This window comes from Streptomyces sp. NPDC055243, assembly GCF_044544025.1.
Taxonomy (GTDB): Bacteria; Actinomycetota; Actinomycetes; order Streptomycetales; family Streptomycetaceae; genus Streptomyces.
The window spans coordinates 58855-82672 of sequence record NZ_JBITWR010000015.1 but is presented as its reverse complement, the minus strand read 5'-3'; the positions used below and the strand labels follow the sequence as shown (position 1 = coordinate 82672).

At 70.2% G+C, this 23818-nt stretch carries 18 protein-coding genes and 2 pseudogenes; 11 read left to right on the top strand and 9 right to left on the bottom strand.

Annotated features, from left to right (window positions below):
• Positions 1 to 66 precede the first annotated feature (66 nt).
• From ACIGXX_RS33950 to ACIGXX_RS33940, 3 genes are read left to right on the top strand one after another with little or no spacing between them, the layout of a single operon-like run.
• Positions 67 to 1419, top strand: coding sequence for an extracellular solute-binding protein (locus tag ACIGXX_RS33950; protein ID WP_399981475.1), 1353 nt, complete (start codon positions 67 to 69; stop codon positions 1417 to 1419).
• Positions 1416 to 2363: a sugar ABC transporter permease gene (locus ACIGXX_RS33945; RefSeq protein ID WP_361474523.1), complete on the top strand. Its 948-nt coding sequence runs from the start codon at positions 1416 to 1418 to the stop codon at positions 2361 to 2363. Before ACIGXX_RS33950 ends, ACIGXX_RS33945 begins: the two co-directional genes overlap by 4 nt.
• Positions 2360 to 3244, top strand: a complete 885-nt coding sequence (locus ACIGXX_RS33940) for a carbohydrate ABC transporter permease (RefSeq protein WP_351157494.1) — start codon at positions 2360 to 2362, stop codon at positions 3242 to 3244. Before ACIGXX_RS33945 ends, ACIGXX_RS33940 begins: the two co-directional genes overlap by 4 nt.
• A gap of 22 nt (positions 3245 to 3266) precedes the next feature.
• On the opposite strand, the gene ACIGXX_RS33935 is transcribed toward ACIGXX_RS33940, so the two are convergent.
• Positions 3267 to 3488 carry a substrate-binding domain-containing protein gene (locus ACIGXX_RS33935; RefSeq protein WP_399981470.1) on the bottom strand — a complete coding sequence of 74 codons (222 nt, stop codon included), beginning with the start codon at positions 3486 to 3488 and terminating at the stop codon, positions 3267 to 3269.
• Between the two features lie 92 nt (positions 3489 to 3580).
• Here ACIGXX_RS33935 and ACIGXX_RS33930 point away from each other — a divergent pair, with 92 nt between their 5' ends.
• Both ACIGXX_RS33930 and ACIGXX_RS33925 read left to right on the top strand, forming a co-directional pair.
• A complete protein-coding gene (locus ACIGXX_RS33930; protein ID WP_399981467.1) occupies positions 3581 to 3943 on the top strand; it encodes an amidohydrolase family protein in 363 nt (120 codons plus the stop codon).
• Positions 3944 to 4054: 111 nt separating this feature from the next.
• On the top strand, positions 4055 to 5569 hold the full coding sequence (locus ACIGXX_RS33925) for an alpha-N-arabinofuranosidase (RefSeq protein ID WP_399981464.1): 1515 nt from the start codon (positions 4055 to 4057) through the stop codon (positions 5567 to 5569).
• 9 nt (positions 5570 to 5578) lie between these two features.
• Here the strand turns inward: ACIGXX_RS33925 and ACIGXX_RS33920 are convergent, their stop codons facing one another.
• Together ACIGXX_RS33920 and ACIGXX_RS33915 are read right to left on the bottom strand one after the other, a co-directional pair.
• Complete coding sequence (locus ACIGXX_RS33920; RefSeq protein ID WP_399981460.1) at positions 5579 to 7036, bottom strand: family 43 glycosylhydrolase; 1458 nt, start codon at positions 7034 to 7036, stop codon at positions 5579 to 5581.
• Positions 7018 to 7956 carry an arabinan endo-1,5-alpha-L-arabinosidase gene (locus tag ACIGXX_RS33915; protein ID WP_399981705.1) on the bottom strand — a complete coding sequence of 313 codons (939 nt, stop codon included), beginning with the start codon at positions 7954 to 7956 and terminating at the stop codon, positions 7018 to 7020. Before ACIGXX_RS33915 ends, ACIGXX_RS33920 begins: the two co-directional genes overlap by 19 nt.
• 569 nt (positions 7957 to 8525) lie before the next feature.
• Between ACIGXX_RS33915 and ACIGXX_RS33910 the strand changes: the two genes are divergently transcribed.
• The 3 genes from ACIGXX_RS33910 (at position 8526) to ACIGXX_RS33900 (ending at position 14013) form a co-directional block, all read left to right on the top strand.
• A complete protein-coding gene (locus tag ACIGXX_RS33910; protein ID WP_399981456.1) occupies positions 8526 to 10580 on the top strand; it encodes a glycoside hydrolase family 48 protein in 2055 nt (684 codons plus the stop codon).
• Complete coding sequence (locus tag ACIGXX_RS33905; RefSeq protein WP_399981453.1) at positions 10577 to 12880, top strand: xyloglucanase; 2304 nt, start codon at positions 10577 to 10579, stop codon at positions 12878 to 12880. The genes ACIGXX_RS33910 and ACIGXX_RS33905 overlap by 4 nt, the downstream gene beginning before the upstream one ends.
• 119 nt (positions 12881 to 12999) lie before the next feature.
• Positions 13000 to 14013, top strand: a complete 1014-nt coding sequence (locus tag ACIGXX_RS33900; protein WP_399981450.1) for a LacI family DNA-binding transcriptional regulator — start codon at positions 13000 to 13002, stop codon at positions 14011 to 14013.
• 87 nt (positions 14014 to 14100) lie between these two features.
• Here the strand turns inward: ACIGXX_RS33900 and ACIGXX_RS33895 are convergent, their stop codons facing one another.
• Positions 14101 to 16005, bottom strand: coding sequence for a rhamnogalacturonan lyase (locus ACIGXX_RS33895; protein WP_399981447.1), 1905 nt, complete (start codon positions 16003 to 16005; stop codon positions 14101 to 14103).
• A 421-nt stretch (positions 16006 to 16426) separates the two neighbouring features.
• On the opposite strand from ACIGXX_RS33895, the gene ACIGXX_RS33890 reads away from it, so the two are divergent.
• From ACIGXX_RS33890 to ACIGXX_RS33880, 3 genes and pseudogenes are all read left to right on the top strand, one after another.
• Positions 16427 to 16960, top strand: coding sequence for a SigE family RNA polymerase sigma factor (locus tag ACIGXX_RS33890; RefSeq protein ID WP_351157476.1), 534 nt, complete (start codon positions 16427 to 16429; stop codon positions 16958 to 16960).
• Positions 16960 to 17835: a hypothetical protein gene (locus tag ACIGXX_RS33885; RefSeq protein ID WP_399981443.1), complete on the top strand. Its 876-nt coding sequence runs from the start codon at positions 16960 to 16962 to the stop codon at positions 17833 to 17835. The genes ACIGXX_RS33890 and ACIGXX_RS33885 overlap by 1 nt, the downstream gene beginning before the upstream one ends.
• A 27-nt stretch (positions 17836 to 17862) precedes the next feature.
• Positions 17863 to 17952: pseudogene (locus tag ACIGXX_RS33880) on the top strand (pectate lyase); the annotation flags it as partial.
• A gap of 62 nt (positions 17953 to 18014) precedes the next feature.
• Here the strand turns inward: ACIGXX_RS33880 and ACIGXX_RS33875 are convergent.
• From ACIGXX_RS33875 to ACIGXX_RS33855, 5 genes and pseudogenes are all read right to left on the bottom strand, one after another.
• Complete coding sequence (locus ACIGXX_RS33875) at positions 18015 to 19106, bottom strand: pectinesterase family protein (RefSeq protein WP_399981440.1); 1092 nt, start codon at positions 19104 to 19106, stop codon at positions 18015 to 18017.
• Positions 19107 to 19172: 66 nt separating this feature from the next.
• Positions 19173 to 20462 carry a polysaccharide lyase family 1 protein gene (locus tag ACIGXX_RS33870; RefSeq protein WP_399981436.1) on the bottom strand — a complete coding sequence of 430 codons (1290 nt, stop codon included), beginning with the start codon at positions 20460 to 20462 and terminating at the stop codon, positions 19173 to 19175.
• 47 nt (positions 20463 to 20509) lie between these two features.
• Positions 20510 to 21328 carry a rhamnogalacturonan acetylesterase gene (locus ACIGXX_RS33865; protein ID WP_399981433.1) on the bottom strand — a complete coding sequence of 273 codons (819 nt, stop codon included), beginning with the start codon at positions 21326 to 21328 and terminating at the stop codon, positions 20510 to 20512.
• Positions 21325 to 22683: a sugar ABC transporter substrate-binding protein gene (locus tag ACIGXX_RS33860; protein ID WP_351157466.1), complete on the bottom strand. Its 1359-nt coding sequence runs from the start codon at positions 22681 to 22683 to the stop codon at positions 21325 to 21327. Before ACIGXX_RS33860 ends, ACIGXX_RS33865 begins: the two co-directional genes overlap by 4 nt.
• A gap of 84 nt (positions 22684 to 22767) precedes the next feature.
• A pseudogene (locus ACIGXX_RS33855) lies at positions 22768 to 23811 on the bottom strand (polysaccharide lyase family 1 protein); the annotation flags it as partial.
• Positions 23812 to 23818 lie beyond the last annotated feature (7 nt).

Genomic DNA, 23818 nt, shown 5'->3' with positions numbered 1-23818 from the left:
TTCGACCTTACGGTCCCGTTCGAAGTTGCGAGCAGCATTCGAAATATCGAACAGAAGTGAGCCGCAATGTCACCACCCCTCCCGAGCCGACGAGGTGTGCTCGGCGGAATCGGAGCGCTCGCCGTCACGGGCAGCTTCGGACTCGCCTCCACGAACCGCAGCGCCTCCGCGATCGCTTCGGACGCGGACGTCCGGGTCCGCTACTGGAATCTGTTCTCCGGCGGCGACGGCGCCAACATGATCGCGATGCTGGACGCCTTCCGCGCCGCGAACCCCCGGGTCGACGTCAAGGACTCGACCCTCCAGTGGGGCAATCCGTACTACACCAAGCTCGCCATGGCGGCCTCCGGGAACCGCGCCCCGGACCTCGCCGTGATGCACCTGGGCCGCATTCCCGGCTTCGCTCCCGGACAGCTGCTCGACCCCTGGGACGTGCGGCTGCTCGCCGAGTACGGGGTGCGCGAGGCGGACTTCGACCCGGTGCTGTGGAAGCGCGCCGTGGTCGACGGCAAGCTCTACGGCCTGCCCCTCGACATCCATGCCCAGCTCTGCTTCTACCGCCGCGACGTGTGCGAGAAGGCCGGACTGCTCGACGCGGACGGCGACCTGGCGCAGGTCACCTCGCCCGAGGAGTGGTTCAAGGGGCTCAAGGCCGCGAAGAAGGCCGTCAAGGGAGACGTCCACACCATCGGCATCAAGGCCGACGAACCGAACTTCTCCTGGTGGTTCTTCCTCTCCTTCTACACCCAGCTCGGCGGCACCTGCCTCAGCACCGACGGCCAGGGCGTCACCCTCGACACCGACAAGGCCACCCAGGTCCTGGAGTTCCTGCGGCAGCACCTGACCGACGGCTACTCCACCGCCATCGGCGTCGCCGACGGCGAGTCCTTCGTCAACGGCTCCGCCTTCACCTGGGAGGGCAACTGGTCGGTGCCCGTCTTCAGCGGCGCCGAGCTGAAGTACGGCGCGACCCCGCTGCCACCCGTCTTCGGCAGACCGGCCACCCACACCGAGTCGCACTGCTTTGTCCTGCCCCACCAGGCCCAGCGAGGCGGCGCCACCAACGAGGGCGCGCACCAACTGGCCGCGTACGTCGTCAAGAACGCCACGGCCTGGGCGCGCGGCGGCCACATCCCCGCCTACCTGCCGACCCTGGACGACAAGAAGTACGTGGCACTCGCGCCGCAGTCCGAGTACGTCTCGGCCATGGAGCACATGGCCGTCGAGCCGCCCGCCTGGTTCGCCGGATCCACCGGACTCCTGGCCCAGCGCATCGGACCCGTCATCGCCTCCTCCAACGTCGGCTCCGCCAAGCCCGATGCCACGGCCCGCCGCATGAAGGACGTACTCGAAAAGCTGGTCGCCATGAAGAATCCGATGGAAGGCCGGTCCGCGACCGAGGGAGGGTCCGCCGCGTGAGCGCCGTCGACACCGCGGTCGCACCGCCCGCCGTACGGACCGCCCCGGCGGCGGACACCGATTCGCTCCGCGACCGGCTGACCCGCCGCCTCCAGCACGGCGGCTGGTTCGTCGCCCCGTTCCTGACGCTGTTCGCCCTGTTCGTGCTGTTCCCGATCGGCCGCGGCCTGTGGCTGAGCTTCACCGACGCCAACATCTCCGGCACGGGCGAACGCTTCGTGGGCCTGGACAACTACCGCGAGGCCCTCGACAGCCCCCTCCTGTGGGACTCCCTGGGCCACAGCGCCTACTTCACCCTGCTCGTGGTGCCCTGCATCGTCGTCCTCGCGTTCCTCCTGGCGATGCTCGCCCACCACATCGAGCGCGCCAAGTGGCTGTGGCGGCTGTGCTTCTTCGCGCCCTTCCTGCTGCCGTCGACGGTCGCCGGAAACCTGTGGCAGTGGCTGTTCAACCCGGGCACCGGCATGATCAACCACGTCTTCGGCCTCGACACGCCCTGGCTCACCCAGAAGTCCACCGCCCTGCTCGCCGTCGTGATCACCACCCTGTGGTGGACGGTCGGCTTCAGTTTCCTGCTCTTCCTCGCGGCCCTGCAGAACATCCCGAAGCATCTGTACGAGGCCGCCGAACTGGACGGCGCGGGCGGCTGGCAGCGGATGGTGCACATCACCCTGCCGATGCTGCGCAACATCACCGGCCTGGTGATCACGCTGCAGATCCTCGCCTCGCTCCAGGTCTTCGACCAGGCCGTGGTGATGCAGGACTTCGGTCCCGGCCCGGAGGAAAGCACCCGCACCTTCGTCCAGTACACCCTCGAAGAGGGCTTCACCGCCTACCGCGTGGGCTACGCCTCCGCGATCTCCATCATCTTCTTCGTGCTCATCGCGGCCGTCGCCCTCGGCCGGATGTGGCTCCTGCGCAAGCGTGAGGAGGGCGTGCGATGAGCGCCACCGCCGTGAACAAGCCCGTCGTACGGAAGAACGGCCGCACAGGCGGCCGCAAGAAGTGGACCCCGAGCCAGATCGTGCTCACCGCGCTCGGGGTCGCCGTCTCCGCCCTGTGGACGACGCCGCTGCTGTGGGCCCTGTTCACCTCCCTCAAGTCGGAGACCGAGGCCGTCGAAGTGCCCACCCACTGGGTGCCCGAGGTGTGGACGGGCCAGGCGTGGAAGGCGCTCTTCGAGACCGGAAACATCACCAACTGGTTCGTGAACTCGGTGATCGTCTCGGTCTGCGTCACCTCCGTCGTGGTGTTCGTCAGCGCGCTCGCCGGCTACGGCTTCGCACGCACCGAGTTCCGGGGCAAGAACGCGCTCCTCGGCCTGGTGATGGCGGGCCTGATGGTCTCGCCCGCCGTGCTCGGCGTGCCGCTCTTCACGACCGTCCAGTCCATGGGGATGGTCGACACCTACTGGGGCATGATCCTGCCGCAGTGCGCGCCCGCCGCGATGGTCTACATCCTCTACAAGTTCTTCCAGTCGATCCCGCACGAGCTGGAGGAGGCCGCCTACATCGACGGCGCCGGGCGCTGGCGGGTCTTCTTCACCATCGTCCTGCCGCTGTCCCGGCCCTCGCTCTCGGCCGTCGGGATCTTCACGTTCATCGCGTCGTGGAACAACTTCCTGTGGCCCTACATGGTGACCAACAACCCCGACCTGATGACCATGCCCAACGGCATCGCGACCGTCATGAACTCCTACGGCATCCAGTGGGCGCAGCTCATGGCGGGCGGCCTGATGGCGGGCCTGCCGCTGGTCGTCGTCTTCGTCTTCTTCCAGCGCCAGATCGTCAGCGGGGTGGCCCACACCGGCCTGGCGGGGCAGTAGCGGGCCCTCGCCCTCCGGGGGCCTACCGCTCCGCCGGGCGCCGGGCGGTGGTCTCCCGGGGGACGAGCCGATGGCTGAGGACGGTGGTCGCCCCGCCGTCGCCGGTGGAACCCGGCGCGGACTCGATGATGTGGCGGGCGGCCATGGAGCCCATCTCGTACAGCGGGAGGCTCACCGTGGTCAGGCCGACGTGCCGGGCGGTTCTCAGGTCGTTGATGCCGGCGACGGAGATCTCGCCCGGCACGTCGATGCCCGCCTGACGCAGGGCGCCGAGCGCGCCGAACGGCGACCTCGTCGTTGGCGGCGAGGACGGCGTCGGGCAGCGGCCGGCGTGCGATGAGCCGCAGGGCCGCGGTGTGCCCGGCCTCGTGGTCGAAGCTGCGCGCTCCTGCCGAGGCCTGCGTCGCGCATGCGGGTGAGGAAGCCTTCCCTGCGCAGCCGGGTGACGGTCATCCCCGGTGGCCCCTCCATGAACGCGATCCGGCCTCGGCCATCGGCACCCGGTGCGGTCTGGACTTCTTCGGTGCGGACCACGCCCTGTTCGGCACCGACTGCCCCTTCGACCCCGAGGGAGGGCCCCTGTACATCCGCGAGACGATTCGCGTCATCGACGCGCTCGACCTCACGGACACCGCACGCGACCGGATCCACCACCACAACGTCCGGCGCCTGATGCGGATGCCCGACGCCCAGGCGTGACGCACCGCCTCCACGGACGCGTCGAACCCATTGACCCCAGGCGGTGCCCGTCCTACGGTCTGTCCGAGAATTCGTTCAACGTCCGGTATATCGAACCAAGTTGAGGGGATCATGACTCGTTCCGCCCGCTTCACGCTCGACCCCGCCTTCGCCGTCGGCGACGTCGACCCCCGGCTCTTCGGCTCCTTCGTCGAGCATCTCGGCCGCTGCGTCTACACCGGCATCCACGAACCGGGCCACCCCTCGGCCGACGAGGACGGGCTGCGCACCGACGTGCTCAACCTGATCCGCGAACTCGGCGTGACGGCCGTGCGCTACCCCGGCGGGAACTTCGTCTCGGGGTACAAGTGGGAGGACTCCGTCGGGCCCGCCGACGACCGGCCGCGCCGCCTGGACCTGGCCTGGCACTCCACGGAGACCAACCGCTTCGGGCTCTCCGAGTACATCGCCTTCCTGCGCAAGATCGGCCCGCAGGCCGAACCGATGATGGCGGTGAACCTCGGCACGCGCGGCGTCGAAGAGGCCCTGGAACTCCAGGAGTACGCCAACCACCCCTCGGGCACCGCCCTTTCCGACCTGCGCGCCGCGCACGGGGACAAGAACCCCTTCGGCATCCGCCTGTGGTGCCTGGGCAACGAGATGGACGGGCCCTGGCAGACCGGCCACAAGACCGCGGAGGAGTACGGTCGCCTGGCCGCCGAGACCGCCCGCGCGATGCGCCAGATCGACCCGGACGTCGAGCTGGTCGCCTGCGGCAGCTCCGGCCAGTCCATGGAGACCTTCGCCGCGTGGGAGGCCACGGTCCTGGCCGAGACCTACGACCTCGTCGACCACATCTCCCTGCACGCCTACTACGAGGAGACCGACGGCGACCGGGACTCGTTCCTCGCCTCCGCCGTCGACATGGAGTCCTTCATCGACAACGTCGTCGCCACCTGCGACCACGTGGGCGCCCGCCTGAAGTCGAAGAAGAAGATCAACCTGTCCTTCGACGAATGGAACGTCTGGTACCAGTCCCGGCCGCATCCCGAGGTCGAGGAGAGCCTGCGCGACTGGCCCGAGGTGCCGCGCCTCCTGGAGGACAACTACACCGTCACCGACGCGGTCGTCGTCGGCTCGCTCCTGATCGCCCTGCTGCGGCACGCCGACCGGGTGGCCGTCGCGTGCCTGGCCCAGCTGGTCAACGTCATCGCGCCGATCCTGACCGAACCGGGCGGCCCGGCCTGGCGCCAGACCACCTTCTTCCCCTTCGCGCAGGCCTCGCGGCACGGCCGCGGCCAGGTCCTCGATGTACGCGTGGACTCACCCGCGCACGCGACGAAGAAGTTCGGCGAGGTGCCCCTGCTGCACGCGACGGCCGTGCGCGCACAGGACGGCACGGTCACCGTCTTCGCGGTCAACCGCAGCCAGAGTGAGCCGCTTCCGCTCGAAGTCGCCCTTCACGGCCTTGAGTTGACGACCGTCGTCGAGCACAGCGCCCTCGCCGACGGCGACCCGGACGCCCGCAACACCCTCGCGGAGCCCGAGCGCGTCACCCCGCACGGCGTGAGCGGGACGGCACTCCAGGACGGCACGTTGCACGCCGTCCTGGAGCCGCTGTCATGGAACGTGATCCGGCTGGGCTAGAGCAGAGGGTCAGGCCGGCTTCACCTGCCACTGCTGGCAGCCGTTATTCAGCCAGGACCACTGGCGTACGTCGGCTCCGTCCGCCGCCGAGCAGTCGGCGACGTCGGCGACCTTGCCGGTGGCCTGATTGGTCAGGCGCACCCAGCCCGCTTCGGTGGTGACGAGGCGGAACCTCTGGCAGGTGTTGTCCAGCCATGACCACTGGCGCAGATCGGCGCCGTCGGCGGCGGAGCAGTCGGCGGTGTCGAGCACCTTGCCGCTCGCCACGTTCACCAGGCGGCTGGTGTCGTCGCCGCGGTCCTCGATACGCCACTTCTGGTTGCTGCCGCCGTTGCAGCTCCACTGCCGGACGTTGGCGCCGTCGGCGGTCGAACTCCCCGCCACCTCAAGGCACTTCCCGCTGCTGCGATTGGTGAGGGTGTACGCCGCCGGGGTGGCCGCGCTCTCGCCCGCGGGTCCCGCACGGGTGGCCCCGAGGGCGGCCGGTTTGCCGAAGGCCGGGGTGCCGTCGGCGTTCCAGGTGAACTTCTGCGCCCGTGTCGTCCGGCCGTTGTCGCAGCCGTCGGACGCGGAGTCGTTGGCGTGGTAGACGATCCAGTCCTCGGTCCCGTCCGGCGACTTGAAGAAGCCGTTGTGGCCGGGGCCGTACACGCCCGCCGCGTCGTCGCGCTGGAAGACGGGCGTGGACTTCTTGGTCCAGGAGGAGGTGGCGAGCGGGTCGGCGCCGGTGAGTTCGAGCTGCCCCAGCTTGTAGTCGGGGGTCATGCAGCCGCTCGCCGAGAAGATCACGAACGTTCTGCCGCCGCGCTGGAGCACCTCGGGGCCTTCGTTGACGTTCGAGCCCGCCTTCTCCCAGGCGTGGGTCGGCGACGCGATGGTGGTGAAGGCGCCGCTGACCGTGTACGGGTTGGACATGGGCGCGATCAGCACGTTCTGGTTGCTGCCCTGCCAGGCGCTGGCCAGCAGGTAGAGCTTGCCGCCGACGGTCATGACACTGCCGTCGATCAGCCAGCCGCTCTGCGAGGAGTGCTGCAGCCGGTTCTTGTAGTGGTAGGGCCCCTGGGGGTCGGAGCCACTGCTCTCCAGGACGTGCAGGCGCTGCGAGCCGAACTCGGAGCTGTCCTGGCCCGCCGTGTAGTAGAGGTACCAGCGGCCGCCGGAGAAGTGCAGCTCCGGCGCCCAGATGTTGCAGCAGCGCGCGGCGCTGTCCGTCTTGCCGTCCCACACCTGCACGCTGGGCGCGGTGGCGAGCCCGGCCAGGGTGGGCGACTTGCGCATCGTGATGACGTGGGTCCAACTCGTCGTCACCAGGTAGTAGTTGCCCGCGTGGTAGGAGATCCAGGGGTCGGCTCCCTTCTGGGCCTTGACCGGGTTGGTGTACGGGCGGCCCTCGGCGGCGGGCGCGGACTGCGCCACCGCGATGCCCAGGAACAGGGCCGCCAGCAGGGTCAGTAGGCGACGGGCCATCCGGAGCTCCAGTTCAGGAGGTTGACGCCGAGCTTGGGGGTGCCGTTGTCCTGGCCGTCGTAGTAGTGGTAGACGAGCAGGTCGCCGTCGGTGTCCTTCAGGATCGACTGGCCGCCGGGGCCTATGTAGCGGCCGTGGGTCTCCTGGACCGGAGTGCCGCCGTTGTTCATCATGCCGACGCCGTTCTTGTCGACGTAGGGCCCGGTGACGCTGGAGGAGCGGCCCACCTTGATCTTGTACGTGGAGCTGGTGCCCGCGCAGCACGTGTCGTACGAGGCGAACAGGTAGTAGTAGCCGCCCCGTTTGACGATGTAGGGCGCTTCGACGGCCTTGGTGCCGGTGGGGCGCGATGCGAGGGACCGCCGGGCGGTGTCGCCCGCGTGCTGCTTGCCGGTGGCGGGGTCGACCCGGATCATCTTGATGCCGGTCCACCAGGAGCCGAAGGACAGCCACCACTTGCCGTCGTCGTCGACGAAGAGGTTCGGGTCGATGGCGTTGTAGTCGCTGGAGGTGGTCGAGGTGTACACGGCGCCGTAGTCGGTCCAGGAGCCGGGCTCGCCCGTGGTGGACGCGGCGAGGCCGATGGCCGACTTGTTCGAGCCGAACGAGGAGACGGAGTAGTACATCAGGTACTTGCCGCCGTGGTACGAGATGTCGGGCGCCCAGACGTCCCCGGTGGAGTTGTAGTTGCTCCACCAGCCCGGCCGGGTGGGGAAGGCGGAGCCGTTGCGGCCGAAGGCGACGCGGTCGGTGGAGGTACGCAGCTGCAGGCCGTCGCCGGTCGAGTAGAGCAGGTACTTGCCCGACGAGGTGCGGGCCAGCGTCGGGTCGTGCACGACGATGTCGCCGGTGACCTGGCCGGGGTTGGGGTAGGCGGTGGCGCTGCTCGGGATGAGGGCGAGCAGGGCGGCGGCGGGCAGCGCGACGAGGGCTCTGCGCCGGAAAGTGCGTGAGGCGGGGCTGGGGGTGCGGCTGGGGGTGCGGCTGGGGGTGCGGCTCACTCCGGTCTCCTCGGGTGGTGGGGGACTGCGGATGTCCCCGTCCGACGCTCTCCGTCCCGGAGGGCGTCGGACGGGGGCGGTGCGACGCGTAGTCGCCGCTCGCCCACGGAAAGGTTGCCGCCTGGGGCCGGTGCCGGTCAGCCCGTGTCGACGCCGACCGCGGGCGCGCCCGCGGTCGGCATCGGACACGGCCAGGATGCGGAACAGACGTGAGGGGGGACGGGGGATGAGCGGCTCCTCGGATCGAACCGGAATCGCTCCCACTGGTGCCGTGGAAGCTAGCAGGAAGTCGCCGCCGAGAACAGAAAGGTTGGCGGGCTTCTCGGATTCCCCGGATCTCCGCTGTCGAATTCATTCGACAACTCCCTTTCGTGTGCTGGCTCTTGACATCGGGCCCGTCCAGCTGAATTTTGGGAGCGCTCCCACTGGTTCCCCACGCTCCCCAAGCGGAGCTCGCCCCCCATCGAGCCGTCAGGAGACATCCCCGCATGGCCGCATTCCCCGATTCCCCCCGCCCTCCCCGCTCAGGGCCGCACCCCAGACCGGAAATCAGCCGCCGCAACCTGCTCGCGCTCGGCGCCGGAGCCGCCCTGGCCCCCGTCATCGTGGCCCTCAACCCCGCAGGTCACACCGCTCATGCCGCCCCGGCGGCCACCGAGTACGAGCAGCGCTTCCTCGACCTCTACGCGAAGATCACCGATTCCGCGAACGGCTATTTCTCGCCGGAGGGTATTCCGTACCACTCCGTCGAAACCCTCATTGTCGAAGCCCCCGACCACGGGCACGAGACGACATCCGAGGCATACAGCTATCTGCTCTGGCTGCAAGCGATGTACGGCAAGGTCAGCGGCGACTGGACACGTTTCAACGCTGCCTGGGAAACCATGGAGAAATTCATGATCCCCACCCATGCCGACCAGCCGACGAACAGTTTCTACAATGCGGCGAAACCAGCCACGTACGCCCCCGAACACGACACGCCCGCGCAGTACCCCGCCCGCCTCGACCCCGCGGTCCAGGCCGGCGCCGACCCGATCGCCGCCGAGCTGAAGAGCGCCTACGACACCGACGACATCTACGGCATGCACTGGCTCCAGGACGTCGACAACGTCTACGGCTACGGCGGCGACGCCGCGGGCCCCGTCTACATCAACACCTTCCAGCGCGGCTCCCAGGAGTCGGTCTGGGAGACCGTCCCGCACCCCACCCGCGACGAGTTCGAGCACGGCGGCCCGAACGGCTACCTCGACCTGTTCACCGGCGACGCCTCGTACGCCAAGCAGTGGAAGTACACCAACGCCCCCGACGCCGACGCCCGCGCCGTGCAGGCCGCCTACTGGGCCCACGTCTGGGCCTCCGCCCAGGGCAAGCAGGCCGACGTCGCGGCGACGGTCGCCAAGGCGGCCAAGATGGGCGACTACCTGCGCTACGCCCTGTTCGACAAGTACTTCAAGACCATCGGCGACTGCACCGACCCGTCCGGCTGCGCCCCCGGCAGCGGCAAGAACAGCTCGCACTACCTGCTGTCCTGGTACTACGCCTGGGGCGGCGCCACCAACACCTCCGCGGGCTGGGCCTGGCGCATCGGCTCCAGTCACAGCCACGGCGGCTACCAGAACCCCCTGGCCGCCTTCGCCCTCAGCTCCTACGCCCCGCTCGCCCCCAAGTCGGCCTCGGGCAAGGCGGACTGGACCAAGAGCCTGACCCGGCAGATCGAGTTCTACCGCTGGCTGCAGTCCGCCGAGGGCGCCATCGCGGGCGGCGCCACCAACAGCTGGCAGGGCCGCTACGCGAAGCCCCCGGCCGGCACCCCCACCTTCTACGGCATGGCCTACGACGAGAAGCCCGTCTACCACGACCCGCCCTCCAACCAGTGGTTCGGCTTCCAGGCCTGGTCGATGGAGCGGGTCGCCGAGTACCTCCACGAGACCGACGACCCCGCCGCCAAGACGGTCATGGACAAGTGGGTGACGTGGGCGCTCTCCGAGACGAAGATCGCTGCCGACGGCACCTACACCTTCCCCTCGACCCTGAAGTGGTCCGGAGCCCCCGACACCTGGAACCCGTCGAGCCCCGGCGCCAACACCGGACTGCACGTCTCGGTCGTCGACCGCACCAACGACGTGGGCGTGGCCGCCGCCTACGCCAAGACCCTCACGTACTACGCGGCCGCCACCGGCCACACCGCGGCCGCCACCACGGCCAAGGCGCTCCTGGACGGCATGTGGCAGCACCACCGGGACCCGCTGGGCATCGCCGTGCCCGAGACCCGCGCCGACTACAACCGCTTCGACGACGACGTGTACGTGCCGGGCGGCTGGAGCGGCACCATGCCAGGCGGCGACTCCATCAACTCCGCCTCCGACTTCACCTCCATCCGCTCCTTCTACCGCGACGACCCCGACTGGCCGAAGGTCGAGGCGTATCTCGCCGGGGGAGCGGCGCCGCAGTTCACCTACCACCGCTTCTGGGCGCAGGCCGACATCGCGCTCGCCATGGGCGCGTACGCCGAGCTCCTCGAACCGGGGACGGGGTCCGAGTGAGCGGCCGCACGAAGCGCGGCGGGAAGCTGCTCGGCGCCCTCTGCCTCATCCCCGGGCTGCTGCTGGTGGCCGCACCCTCCTCCGGGGCCGACGACACCCGGCAGAAGGCCGCCGCGTACACCTGGAAGAACGTCCGCATCGACGGCGGCGGCTTCGTGCCCGGCATCGTCTTCAACCGCGCCGAGAAGGACCTCGCGTACGCCCGCACCGACATCGGCGGCGCCTACCGCTGGCAGGAGTCGTCCCGGAGCTGGACCCCGCTGCTCGACTCGGTGGGCTGGGACGACTGGGGCCACACCGGCGTCGTCAGCATCGCATCCGACACCGCCGAACCGGACAAGGTGTACGCCGCGGTGGGGACGTACACCAACGACTGGGACCCGGGCAAGGGCGCCGTCCTGCGCTCGGCCGACCGGGGCGAGACGTGGAAGAAGGCCGACCTGCCCTTCAAGCTCGGCGGCAACATGCCGGGCCGCGGCATGGGCGAACGCCTCGCCGTCGACCCGCACGACAACCGCGTGCTGTACCTCGGGGCGCCCAGCGGCCACGGCCTGTGGCGCTCCACCGACTCCGGCGCCACCTGGTCGGAGGTGGCCGCCTTCCCCAACCCCGGGAACTACCGGCAGGACCCGGGGGACTCCACCGGCTACGCCTCCGACAACCAGGGCATCGCCTGGGTCACGTTCGACGAGTCGACGGGCACCTCGGGATCGCCCACCAAGACCGTCTACGTGGGCGTCGCCGACAAGGAGAACGCCGTCTACCGCTCGACCGACGCGGGCGCCACCTGGTCACGCATCGCGGACCAGCCCACCGGCTACCTCGCCCACAAGGGCGTGCTCGACGCGGAGAACGGCTACCTCTATCTCGCCTACAGCGACAAGGGCGGCCCCTACGACGGCGGCAAGGGCCAGGTGTGGCGGTACGCGACGGGCACCGGCGCGTGGAAGAACATCAGCCCCGCCACCGACTCCGACACCTACTACGGCTACAGCGGCCTGACCGTCGACCGGCAGCACCCGGGCACCGTCATGGTCACCGGCTACAGCTCCTGGTTCCCCGACACCCAGATCTTCCGCTCCACCGACAGCGGCGGAAGCTGGACCGGCGCCTGGAGCTACGGGGCCTACCCCGAGCGCACCAACCGCTACACCATGGACATCTCCTCCGTGCCGTGGCTGTCGTGGGGCGCGAACCCGTCGCCGCCCGAACAGAGCCCGAAGCTGGGCTGGATGACCGAGGCCCTGGAGATCGACCCCTTCGACTCCGATCGCATGATGTATGGCACCGGAGCCACCGTCTACGGCACCAGGAACCTCCAGCAGTGGGACAGCGGCGGCAAGTTCACCATCACCCCGATGGTGAAGGGGCTGGAGGAGACGGCCGTCAACGACATCGCGGCGCCGCCCTCCGGTGCGCCCCTGCTCAGCGCGCTCGGCGACATCGGAGGCTTCCGCCACACGGACGTCACCAAGGTGCCGCCGCTGATGTACACCGGGCCCAACTTCACCTCCACGACCAGCCTCGACTACGCCGAGTCCCGCCCGGACACGGTGGTGCGCGTCGGCCAGCTCGACAGTGGGCCGCGCATCGCCTTCTCCAGTGACAACGGCGCCAACTGGGCTGCGGGCAAGGAGCCTTCGGGGGTCTCCGGCGGCGGCACGGTCGCCGCGTCCGCCGACGGCAGCCGCTTCGTGTGGAGCCCGGACGGCACGGGCGTGCACACCAGCGGCGACCGGGGTGCCTCGTGGACGGCGTCCACCGGCATCCCGCAGGGCGCGGTCGTCGAGTCCGACCGGGCCCACCCGAAGACGTTCTACGGCTTCAAGTCCGGGACGTTCTACGTCAGTAAGGACGGCGGGGCGACCTTCACGGCGAAGGCGGCAGGCGGGCTCCCCGCCGAGGGCCCGGTGCGCTTCAAGGCCGTACCGGGCAAGGCGGGAGACATCTGGCTCGCGGGCGGAAAGACCGGCGGGACGTACGGCCTGTGGCACTCGACGGACTCCGGCGCGAGCTTCACCCGTGTCCAGGGCGTCCAGGAGGCCGACACGATCGGCTTCGGCAAGGCCGCTCCCGGCTCCCGCCACCAGACGCTCTACACCAGCGCGAAGATCGACGGCGTGCGCGGCATCTTCCGCTCCACGAACGCCGGCAAGACCTGGGTGCGCCTCAACGACGACGCCCACCAGTGGGGCTGGACCGGCGCGGCCATCACCGGCGATCCACGGATCTACGGGCGGGTGTACGTGTCCACGAACGGGCGTGGCATTGTGTACGGGGACTTCAACTCCCCTGACTGACCAGGTCAGTCGAAGCGCTTCGACACACCTATGGACAGTACACAGGTGTCCCTCTAGGGTCGAGGTGGCCCCAGTCGAAGCGCTTCGCCACCGCCTCACGACCTCCCCAGGAGAGCTGAATGGTCACCCTCGCCGAGGTCGCCCACCACGCCGGAGTATCGGCCAGCACGGTGAGCTACGTACTCAGCGGCAAGCGGTCCATCTCCGCCTCCACCAAGGACCGCGTCGAACAGTCCATCCGCGAGCTGGGCTACCACCCGAACGCCGGAGCACGCGCCCTGGCCAGCAGCAAGTCCAACATCATCGCGCTGATGGTGCCGCTGCGCACCGACATGTACGTGCCGGTGATGATGGAGATAGCCATCGCCGTCGCCACGACCGCCCGCACCCACGGGTACGACGTCCTGCTCCTGACCGGCGAGGAGGGCCCCGACGTGGTCCGCCGCATCGAGGGCAGCGCGCTCGCCGACGCGATGATCCTGATGGACGTGGAGCTGCACGACGAGCGCCTTCCGCTGATCCGCGAGACCGACCGGCCCGCCGTCCTGATCGGCCTCCCCGCCGACCCCACGGGCCTGACCTGCGTCGACCTCGACTTCGTGGCGACCGGCGCCCAGTGCGTCGAGCACCTCGCCGGGCTCGGCCACCGGGAGATCGCCGTGATCGGCGAGGCGCCCGCCGTGTACGAGCGGCACACGGGGTTCGCCGAGCGGACTCTGGACGGGCTGCGCGCGCGGGCCCGGGAACTGGGCGTGCGGGTGCTGCACCGGCCCTGCGAGGGGACGTACGACGCGCTGGCCGCGACCCTGGCCCGGATCTCCGACGAACGCCCCGGCACCACGGGCTTCGTCGTGCAGAACGAGTCCGCCGTGGAACCCCTCCTGAGCCTCCTGCGCCAGCAGGGCCGCGCCATCCCGGAGGACGTCTCCGTCATCGCCATCTGCCCCGACCAGGTCGCCACCCAGGCCTCGGTCCGCCTCACCTCCGTGGCCATCCCCGCACAGGAGATGGGGCGCCAGGCCGTGGAGCGCGTCGTCGCCAAGCTGCGCGGACAGGACGTCGACGAAGTCGCCCTGCTCACACCGGAGTTGACGGTGCGGGCCAGCTCGGGCCCCGGCCCCGCGAAGGGCTGACCGAGGTCCCGAAGAGCCACAACGGCGCCTGCGTCAGCCACTACTGGGCTCCGCGACCTTGCTGTACGCGAAGTGGACCCGCACCCCTCAGGGAGTGGAAATCGTCGGACGCGGCGCCTTCGCCATGCCGTTGCCGATGAAGAAGCTCGGGTGCGGCGGCTGGTTGTAGGCGGTATTTTGCCAGGCGAGCGCCGTGCGGTACTGGGTGTCGTGGAGCAGCGTGGTGATCTTCGTGCTCGTCTCGTGCGGAGTGGAGTAGATCCGCAGCGCCTTGTTGTCCGCCGTGCGCCACACGACCTCCTCGCGCCAGTCGCCGAGGATGTCGCCGGACAGGGCGGGGGTCGCCTTCGTGCCGTTGTTGGACGCCACGGACGTCCCGGTCACAAGGCGCGTCTCGCCGCCCGTGCCGTACTTGTCGATCCGGGTGCCGTCCAGGAGTTCGCGGGTGGTGTCGCCGTCCCACCAGTTCACGAAGTTGATGCTGGAGGGCTCGCGGCCGACCGAGGCACCCGACGGCGAGCGCAGGGTGCTGTCGGCCGCGGACCACGATTCGGCGCCGGCCGAACCGGCGTAGATGTCGGCGGACACGCCACGGCCGTTGTCCGAGCCGGACGCCGTGGTCCACAGCCGCTGCCCCGTGCGGGCGTCGGCCATCCAGGAGCCCGGCTTGGAGCTGTCCTCGGACACCTTGAAGTACTCCAGGCCCGTGCGCGAGGGATCGAGGTCGCCGACGTGCCCGGCGTCGCCGTGCCCGAGCTTGGTCGTCCACAGGCCGCTGCCGTTGTCGTCGACGGTCATCGCGCCGTACACGATCTCGTCCTTGCCGTCGTCGTCGACGTCCGCGACCGACAGGCTGTGGTTGCCCTGGCCGTCGTACCCCTTGCCGGTGTTCGTCGAGGAGTTGGTGTCGAACGTCCAGCGCCGGGTGAAGGCGCCGCCCCGCCAGTCCCAGGCGGCGACGACGGACCGCGTGTAGTAGCCGCGCGCCATGATCAGCGACGGCCTGCTGCCGTCGAGATAGGCGGTCCCTGCGAGGAAGCGGTCCACGCGGTTGCCGTAGCTGTCGCCCCAGCCCGCGACACTGCCGCGCGCCGGGACGTAGTCGACCGTGTCCATCGCGGCACCGGAGCGGCCGTCGAACATGGTCAGGTACTCGGGCCCGGCCAGGACGTAGCCGCTGGAGTTGCGGTGGTCGGCGGACGAGCTGCCGATCACCGTGCCCGCGCCGTCCTTGGTGCCGTCCGCCGTCTTGGTGGCGATCTCGGCCCTGCCGTCGCCGTCGTAGTCGTACACCTGGAACTGCGTGTAGTGCGCGCCCGAGCGGATGTTCCTGCCCAGGTCGATCCGCCACAGCCGGGTGCCGTCCAGCTTGACGCCGTCGATGATGGTGTTGCCGGTGTAGCCGGACTGGGAGTTGTCCTTGGCGTTGGTGGGCTGCCACTTCAGGACGAAGTCCAGGGCGCCGTCCCCGTCGAGATCGCCCACGGACGCGTCGTTCGCCTCGTAGGTGTACGCCACGCCGTCCGGGGTCGTGCCCCCGGCGGGCGGAGTGATCGGCACGTCCTTGTAGCCGGCGCGGAACTGCACCGCGTGCACGGAGTCGCCCTGCTCGCTGCCGTCGACCACCGCGCGCACGGTGTAGTCGGCGCTGTTGGGGGCGCCCGCGTGGAAGTAGTTCGTCGAGCCGGTGACCGGCGACGAGTTGACCTTCGTACCGCCCCGGTAGACGTTGAAGGCCACGTCGTCGTCATCGGTGCCCAGCCAGCGCCAGCTGACCAGGTTCCCGGCGGTGGTGTGCACGCTGACCACACCTCGGTCCAGCGCCTCGGCCTGCCGGGTGGTGGCGGCCGCGGACGAGGTGGACGACAGGGCGATGAGCCCACCGGCGGCGAGCGCGCCCGCGACGACGGCGGTGATCAGGACCCGGCCGCGGGCCCGCCGGCCTCTTCGGCCCCTGCGGCGGTGACTTTCGGTGTACGGGTGCTCGGGCATGGAAGCTCCTGCGGGGAGAGAGACAGTGCCGTGACCCAGTCGCCACGGAGCGAGCGAAAGGTTGCCGCTTGTACCGACCCTTCGCCACTCTCGGCCAGAACGAGCGGGGCGCCGACCACAACCTCGTCGTCGAGCCCACGGGTTGGGCCGAGATCACCGGCGACATCACCCAACCCCCGGACCCGCCACGCCGGGTGGTGCGCTACGGCCACGTACGCGACACCGGCCCCTACGCGGCGCCGGTCCCGCAGTACCTGAACCGGCCCGGATGGCCCCAAATCGCTTGGCTCAGACCTGATTGGGTCTCCGGACGTTGTTCGATCTCTCGCACAGACGTTGCTATGCTCGCGCACCGCACTTGGCGGCACGGGGGCCACCGGCGCGCGTGCGGAGCCGCGCAAGCACAGAAACGAGGTCACCCGTGGGGACAGCCGTCGACGACGCAGCCGCCGCGGAGTTCCATGACTTCTTCGAGCGGCACTACGCCGAACTCGCCCGCCTCGCCCACATGCTGACCGGCGAGAAGGACGCCGCGGACGACCTCGCGGCGGACGCCCTGGTCGCGCTCTGGCACCGCTGGGACCGGGTGCGCGCCGCCGAGCATCCGGCAGCGTACGCCCGTGGTGTCGTCGCCAACATGGCGCGCAGCCGCATCCGCAGCGCCGTCCGCGAGCGGCGCCGCGTGGCCCTGTTCTGGGGGCAGCGCGCGGAGGGCGTCGACGACCCGGACGTACCGGCGGTCGTCGACGTCCAGGAGGCGTTGCGTACGCTGCCGTTCCGTAAGCGGGCCTGTGTGGTCCTGCGGCACGCCTTCGACCTGTCGGAGAAGGACACCGCGCTCACCCTCGGGATATCGGTCGGTACGGTGAAGAGCCAGACGTCCAAGGGAATGGCGGAGCTGCAACGGCTCCTGGGCGACCGGGCCGCGTCGCAACTCGTGGGAGGGAGGCAGTGATGGACGACGTACGCAAGCAGCTGCGCGACGCCGCGGCCGAGCACCGACCCGACCGGGAACGGATGCTCGCCCGGATCGAGCGCGGCATGGAGCGCGACGCCGTCGATCCCGGTGCCTCCTCGCGCGGCAGGCTGCCGCGGCCCGCCCCCTGGCTGCGGATCGCGGGTGCCACGGCCGCCGTGGCCGGTGTCTTCGCACTCGGCGGCTACGCCGTCGCCTCCGTCGTCCAGGGCGAGAGCCCGCCGCCCGGCACCGTGGGCACGCCCCCCGCCCCCGCGCCCTCGTCCGTGCCGAGCCCTTCCGCGTCGGCCGGCGGCGACGAGAACGCCGGGCCGAGCGCACCGGCCGAGCCCGCGCACCCGTCGGGCAAGGCCACCAAGGACACTCCGGACGGCGGCAAGGACCAAGGCGCGGACCGGCCGCCGAAGAAGTCCCAGCCCCCGCCCGCCACGCAGCGCGTGGCGCCGGACGCCGAGGGCGTCGAGGACGGCTACCTCTGGAGCGACGGCTCCATCGACCCGCAGAGCAACGACTTCTGGGCGCAGAGCACCCTCACCTTCAAGACCGGGAAACCGCTCACCGCGCTCACCGTCGAACTGCGTGTCGCGCAGACCGGCGGCGTCACCGACACGGGCAACTGGCGCTCCCTGCCCGCCGACGACTTCACCGTCTCCGTGCGGGAGCAGGGCGGTGGACTGGTCTACCGCTGGACCCTGAAGGCGGGCCGCACCGTCCCGGCGGGCGAGCACGTCTTCGCGGGCCAGTACAACCACGCCGAGGGCGGCAGGGACGCGGGCGAGGACACGTACGCGGCGGAGGCGACCGCGTCGGGCCGGAAGGCAGCCGTACGCGGCGACTTCGCGCGCACGTCCTAGGGCCCCGCAAGCCCTGTATCCGCTAACACGGGCAACAGCTCGGGCGACGAGCCCGACGAGACCGGCAGCGGCCCCGACGGGACGTACTGCAAGTACGGCGCCTCGGACATCAGCTACCAGTGGACGACGGGTGAACGGGCCGCCGGCGACCGTCCGGTCACCGGCGGCCCGTACGGCTGTCACCCCTGTGGCGTCCAGCCGGCCAAGTAGGCGGCGCGGGTCGCCGATGCCGCCTCGGCGCCAGTGAGTTGGGGACGGTTCTCCGGGACCGTGACGGTCGCGCCCGGCCCCGTGTTGCGGTACTCGGCGAACCGCTGGGCCTGCCAGGGGTGGGCGTCGCGCATGTTCGCGTACGGGGTCACCGCGTCGATGCCGCGTCCCAGGTGGGTGTCGCGCACCGTCAGCATGGGGCGGGCCGTCGTGTCCGAGCTGGGGACCCAGGGGCGGGCCAGTTTGTAGTACGCGTCCGGGGCGCCGCTGGTCACCCGGCTGCGGGCGACCAGGTAGCCGCGCGGGTTGGCGACGGCGGTGGACGGCGCGAAGACGAAGCCGTACGGGGCGGATGCCAGGTCGCCGCGCGTGAGCGTGTGGAAGTGGCAGTGCTCGAAGACCGCGGTGGCCCGGCCGAAGACGAAGTCGACGTCGCCCTCCACGTAGCAGTCACGGAAGTACTGCCGGGCGAAGGCGCCCAGGTCCGCGGTGTCGGCGTAGAGCGTGTCCTGGTGGCCCAGGAAGCGGCAGCGGAAGAACGCCGAGCGGTCGCCCGTCACCTTCAGGGCGACGGCCTGGGTCCCGGTGAAGTCGGGGTGGTCGGCGCGCAGCCAGTCGTTGGCGAATGTGATGGCGCGGGCGGTGAACCCGGTGGCCCGCACGGTCGTGGTGGCCGAGCCGCTGGTGCCGTAGGTGCCGGACCCGTCGGGTCTGGGGGTGCCCGCCGCGTTGTCGTACACGATCACCGTGTCGCGCGGGTCGCCGCTGGCGCCGACCAGAGTGAGCCCGGCACTCGTCTCGGGGACGGTCACCGTCTCGCGGTACGTCCCCGGGGCGAGGACCAGCGTCCAGCCCGCGCCGGACGTGGCGTTCACTGCGGCCTGGACGGTGGTGTGGTCGCCGCGGCCCGCCGGATCGACGTACAGCCGCCGACGGGTGGCGCGGGGCTCGGCGGCACGGGCGGCGGAGGTGGCGCCGAGGGCCAGGGCGGCGCCGACGCCCACGCTCGCGGTGAGCAACGTACGCCGGTCGAAGGTGGTGCGGAAGTGGTGCGAGGGCATGGCTGATCCTTCGCTGTGCGGCTCAGGTGGGGAGATAAAGAGGGGGAGAGGAAGGAGGAGAGGGAATCAGCGGCGCTTGCCCGCGCCCGCCCGGCGTTCGAGCAGGCCCGGCAGCTTGCGGGGGTCGTCCACCCGCGTCCGGAGGCTCGGCGTCCAGCCCGCGCCCGACGTGAGGGTCTCCTCGGGGATCTCCGCGTTGTGGACGGCGATGAGATCGACGCGCCTGCCGTTGACGTAGTTGGCGTCGGCGGTGACCGGCGCTTCCTTCCACTTCTTGAGGATCTTCGCGGCGCTGACCCCGTCCGGGAGCGTGAACGCGTTTTTCTGGGCGACGAGCCGGGACTCCTGGCCGATGCCGAACGAGTACTGATAGCCGCCCGCGGGGACCACATAGTGGTTGTTGTAGGCGTCGACCTGCCCGAAGCGCACGCGCGGCGCCCGCTCGACGATGTCCCGGAAGACGTTGTGGTGCAGGGTGACCCGCAGCTTTCCGCGGTCCGTGGCGCCCGCGCTGTCGCTGTTGCCGATCATCAGGGTCTTGTCGTGGTCGGCGAAGACGTTCCAGGATGCGGTGACCAGGTCGGCGCCGCGGACGACGTCCAGCTCGCCGTCGTGCTGCTGGTAGATCTCGCCGTAGTAGGTGGGCAGCGAACTGTCGGGGTGCTCGCCGTCGGTGAACGTGTTGTGGTCGACCCACACGTGCGTCGAACTGTGCACGACCATGCTGTCGTACTCGGAGTTCCAGGCCCCCGTGGCGCCGTCCGTGGGATCCCACTGCGGGAAGCAGTCCAGCGGGCTCTCCAGCGTGAGATCGCGGACGACCACATTGTCCACGCCCTGGATCTGCAGGCTGCCGCCGACGATCCCGGCGTTCCTGCCCACGCCCACGAGGGTCGTGTCGGCCGGGACGTACGCCTTGATGGCCGCGCCCTGCCGGGTCGCCGACGCCGCCCGCAGGTCCTCCTGCACGCCGCTGACCGGTGTGTCACGTCCCCACACGGCGGGGTCGTAGTCGGCGAGGTACCGCTCGAAGTCGTAGCCCTCGGCCTCGAACGCGGAGCAGCCCGCGGCCGTGGCGTTCAGCGTGCCCTTGACCTTGATGACCCGGGGAGCGCCCGGGTCGTCCGCGAGCGCGGCCCGCAGCTCCTGCCAGGTGGTGACCGTGTAGGTGTGCGCGGCGTCGGCCCCCGCGCCGCCGGTGGTCCCGCCGTCGGCGGACGCCCAGCCGTCGCGCGGTGGCAGCACGTCACGGGCGCCGGCGGCCGAGGCAGGGGCGCTCGTGACGGCCACGACCAGCGCGGTGCACCCCGCGAGCAGGGTGAGGGATCTTCGGACCGCCACCCTCGCAGTCCGCATATCCGTCGTAGTACTCGTAACCCTTGTCGTTCTCGTCGTCCTCATCGTCACGGTCCTTCCGGCCAGGTGATCCAGGAGTCGGGTATCGCGGCGTCGAGCCGGCGCACGTCACGCGGTGCGAGCACCCCGCCGTGCAGCAGCTCGGTCGCCACCAGCCGGGCCACGGCGATCGCGCCCGGCGGATTGAAGTGCGTGTTGTCCTGCTCGGTGGCGGTCCAGTTGAAGTACGCCTTGGTCTCCTCGACGCCGAGCTTCCGCCACAGGGCGAGCGACAGGGCCTGGACGTCGAGCAGCGGCACGTCCTCGGCCTCGGCCAGGGCCCGCATCGCCGCCGGATAGTCGCCGTGGGTGGGCAGCGCGGCGCCGCCCGCGTCGAACTTCCTGCGCTCGACGGCGGTGGCGAGCACCGGCCGCGCGCCACGGGACCGCGCCCCGTCGACGTACTGCATCAAGTACCGCTGATACGTGGACCAGGGCTCGGTGTAGCGCGTCGGGTCGGCGCTCTTCTCGTCGTTGTGCGCGAACTGGACGACCAGACGGTCGCCTGGCCTGATCGCCTTCAGGATCACGGCGAGGCGGCCCTCGTCGACGAAGCTCTTCGAACTCCGGCCGTTCATCGCGTGGTTGGCGACCCGCACGCGGTCGTGCAGGAAGAAGGGGAGGGCCATGCCCCAGCCGGTCTCGGGCGCCGCGTCGGTGTACTTCTGCGCGGCGGTGGAGTCCCCGGCGATGTAGAGCGTGCTCGCGGGAGCGGCCTTGCGTGAGTGGCCGAATGCCGCCGGGGCCGCGGCCACCGCGAGCGGAACGCTCGCGAGGGCCGCGACCGCACGGCGTCGGCCGACGCCGTGCGAGGGGCGCGGTGTCACTTGTTCTGTTCTTTCCACTCGGCCTGGGCCTTGTTGAGCTGCTCGGCGAGGGTGTCGAGGAAGTCCTTCGCGGACATCTTGCCGAGCAGGACCTTCTGGTAGTTCGGCTCGTTGTCGGCCTTGCTGATGGTGTTCCAGTCCGGCAGGTAGTACGGCAGCTGCACGATCTTCAGGGAGCCGTCGTTGAGCGCGGCGGCGGCCAGCTTCGTGGGCTCGGCCTCGTTCACCCAGGCGTCCTTGGAGGCCGCGGTGTTGGCCGGGATGGCGCCCGCCGACTTGTTCCACTTGCTGTTGGACTCGTGCGAGGCCGCGAACTCGATGAACTTCCAGGCGGCCGCCTTCTTCTTGCTGGACTTGAACAGGCCGAGCCCGTCGACGGGGTTGGAGACCTGGACGCGGATGCCCGCGTCGGTCGTCGGGTTGGGCAGGCCGCGGAACTTGCCCTCACCGAGCGCCTTCACGTGGTCCGTGTAGGAGCCGAGGTTGTGGCTGAGCATGCCGATCTGGCCCGTGTCCCACTGGGCGTTCATCTTCTTGAAGTCGTTGTTGACGTCGGCCGCGGGGGTGTTGTTCTTGTAGAGCGCGACATACTTCTTCAACGCCGCCACGTTCTTGGGATCGTTGACGGTCGTCCTGTCGCCGTCCCAGAACGATCCGATGCCGGACTGGCCGTACGCCGCGTCGAGCGCCTGCGCGATGGAACCCTCGCCGCCGCGAATGGTGTACCCGAACTTGTTGTCGTCCTTGGCGGTGAGCTTCTTGGCCGCCGTGTAGAACTTGCCCCAGGTGGTGGGGGCGTCGAGGCCCGCGGCCTTGAACAGGTCGGTGCGGTAGTACAGCACGCCGTTGCTCGCGGACGTCGGCACCGTGAAGAGCCGGCTGCCGCCGCCCGCGGCCCGGACGCTGTCGACCATGCCCGGGTTCAGCTTGCCCTCCAGGGAGCTCTGGTTCAGCCGGTCGTCCAGCGGCTCCAGGGCGTCCTGCGCGGAGATCCCGGCGAGCATGGCGGCGCCGACCCCTCCGACGTCCGGCAGGCCGCCGCCCTGGATGGCGGTGTCGTACTTCGACTGGACGCTCTCGGCGGGGATCGGCACGTACTTGACGTGGATGTCCGGGTTCTTCGCCTCGAAGTCCTTGATGATCTCCTTCCAGATGTCGGTGCGGACACCGCCGTTGTTGTCCCAGAAGGTGATCTCGCCCTTCCCGGAACCCTCCTGGCCCTTGTCCCCGCCGGCCCCGCTCCCGTCGTCGCCACAGGCGGTGGCGGTCAGCGCGAACGCGGCGGTGAAGGCGACGGCGGCCACCGCGCGACGGCTTCTGCTTCTGTCTCTGTTTCCACGGATGGTGATGTTCATGGTCGGCTCTCTTCGTCGGATGTACGGGGGTGGTGCGAGGTGATGTGGGGTCAGGGGGGGGCCGTGGGGCCGTCAGGGGCGGGTCGTCCCGATCGCCTTCTGCGGTCCGGAGAACTTCTTCACCAGGCGGGGCACGGCCGCCGCCGGGTCGAGGTCGTAGGCGTAGAACGCACGCGGATCGAAGGCCGCGCCCCACGCGTCGTGGCGTCCCGTCGTGTTCCGCACGATCGAGCCGCGCTGCACCAACTCGGCCGTGGCATCGGCCTGGTAGGGGTGCTGGACGTCCTCGTAGAAGCTGTTCTCGATGACCATCTTCGTCTTGCCGCGCGCCCAGTTGCCGTAGGTCCACACCGGGTCGCCGTCGGAGACCTGCGCCGACACGTAGTTGTTGTAGAGGTGCGCGTGGGCGCAGTTGTCGGCGGACGGGTTGCGCTGCTTGGTGCCGCTGAACCAGTTGTGGTCGATGGTCACCTGCGTCTTGACCTGGTCGGTCCAGCCGATGCCGAAGGCCTTGTTGTGGTTCTCGAAGCGGTTGTAGGAGACCGTGACGTACTCGCTGTCCTTGCGCAGGTCGATCAGTCCGTCGCCCATGCGGGTGAGCCGGTTGTGGTCGATCCAGACGTGGTCGACGGAGTCCATCTGGATCGCGTCGAAGTCCTGCGTCTTGCCGTCCCAGTCACCCTCGACGTACGCGTCGCGGATGGTGAGATTGCGGATGATGACGTTGCTCGTGCCGGGGTTCAGGTGCAGCTCACCGTGGACGATCTCGCCCGAGCCGCCGACGCCGACGATGGTCTTGTCCGAGGCCACCACGATGTCCGAGCCGAACGGCTCGACGGCCACCGTGCCCCGCACGCGGATGACGTAGGGCTCGTCGGCGCCCGCGTACTTGGCGAGCGAGGCCTGGTCGGTGACGGTGACGACCTTGCCGCCCGCGCCCCCGGTGGTGCCACCGGCCAGCGAGGCGAAGCCGTGCGCGGTGCCGGAGAGACGGTCGTGCGACGGGGCCGCCGCGGCTGCCCGCGCCGGGTCGTGCACGGTCGTCAGGCCCAGGACGACGGCCAGCGCGGCCACCGCCGCGAGGGCGCGGGCCCTCAGGCGTCCGGTGCTGTGCAGGTGCTGCTCCATTGCGGCT

Bases quoted from the DNA above. Each gene is read 5' to 3' on its own strand.
- ACIGXX_RS33950 (WP_399981475.1), top strand. From the start codon at position 67: ATGTCACCACCCCTCCCGAGCCGACGAGGTGTGCTCGGCGGAATCGGA.
- ACIGXX_RS33940 (WP_351157494.1), top strand. From the start codon at position 2,360: ATGAGCGCCACCGCCGTGAACAAGCCCGTCGTACGGAAGAACGGCCGC.
- ACIGXX_RS33930 (WP_399981467.1), top strand. From the start codon at position 3,581: ATGAGCCGCAGGGCCGCGGTGTGCCCGGCCTCGTGGTCGAAGCTGCGC.
- ACIGXX_RS33925 (WP_399981464.1), top strand. From the start codon at position 4,055: ATGACTCGTTCCGCCCGCTTCACGCTCGACCCCGCCTTCGCCGTCGGC.
- ACIGXX_RS33920 (WP_399981460.1), bottom strand. From the start codon at position 7,036: ATGGCCCGTCGCCTACTGACCCTGCTGGCGGCCCTGTTCCTGGGCATC.
- ACIGXX_RS33910 (WP_399981456.1), top strand. From the start codon at position 8,526: ATGGCCGCATTCCCCGATTCCCCCCGCCCTCCCCGCTCAGGGCCGCAC.
- ACIGXX_RS33900 (WP_399981450.1), top strand. From the start codon at position 13,000: ATGGTCACCCTCGCCGAGGTCGCCCACCACGCCGGAGTATCGGCCAGC.
- ACIGXX_RS33895 (WP_399981447.1), bottom strand. From the start codon at position 16,005: ATGCCCGAGCACCCGTACACCGAAAGTCACCGCCGCAGGGGCCGAAGA.
- ACIGXX_RS33885 (WP_399981443.1), top strand. From the start codon at position 16,960: ATGGACGACGTACGCAAGCAGCTGCGCGACGCCGCGGCCGAGCACCGA.
- ACIGXX_RS33875 (WP_399981440.1), bottom strand. From the start codon at position 19,106: ATGCCCTCGCACCACTTCCGCACCACCTTCGACCGGCGTACGTTGCTC.
- ACIGXX_RS33870 (WP_399981436.1), bottom strand. From the start codon at position 20,462: ATGCGGACTGCGAGGGTGGCGGTCCGAAGATCCCTCACCCTGCTCGCG.
- ACIGXX_RS33860 (WP_351157466.1), bottom strand. From the start codon at position 22,683: ATGAACATCACCATCCGTGGAAACAGAGACAGAAGCAGAAGCCGTCGC.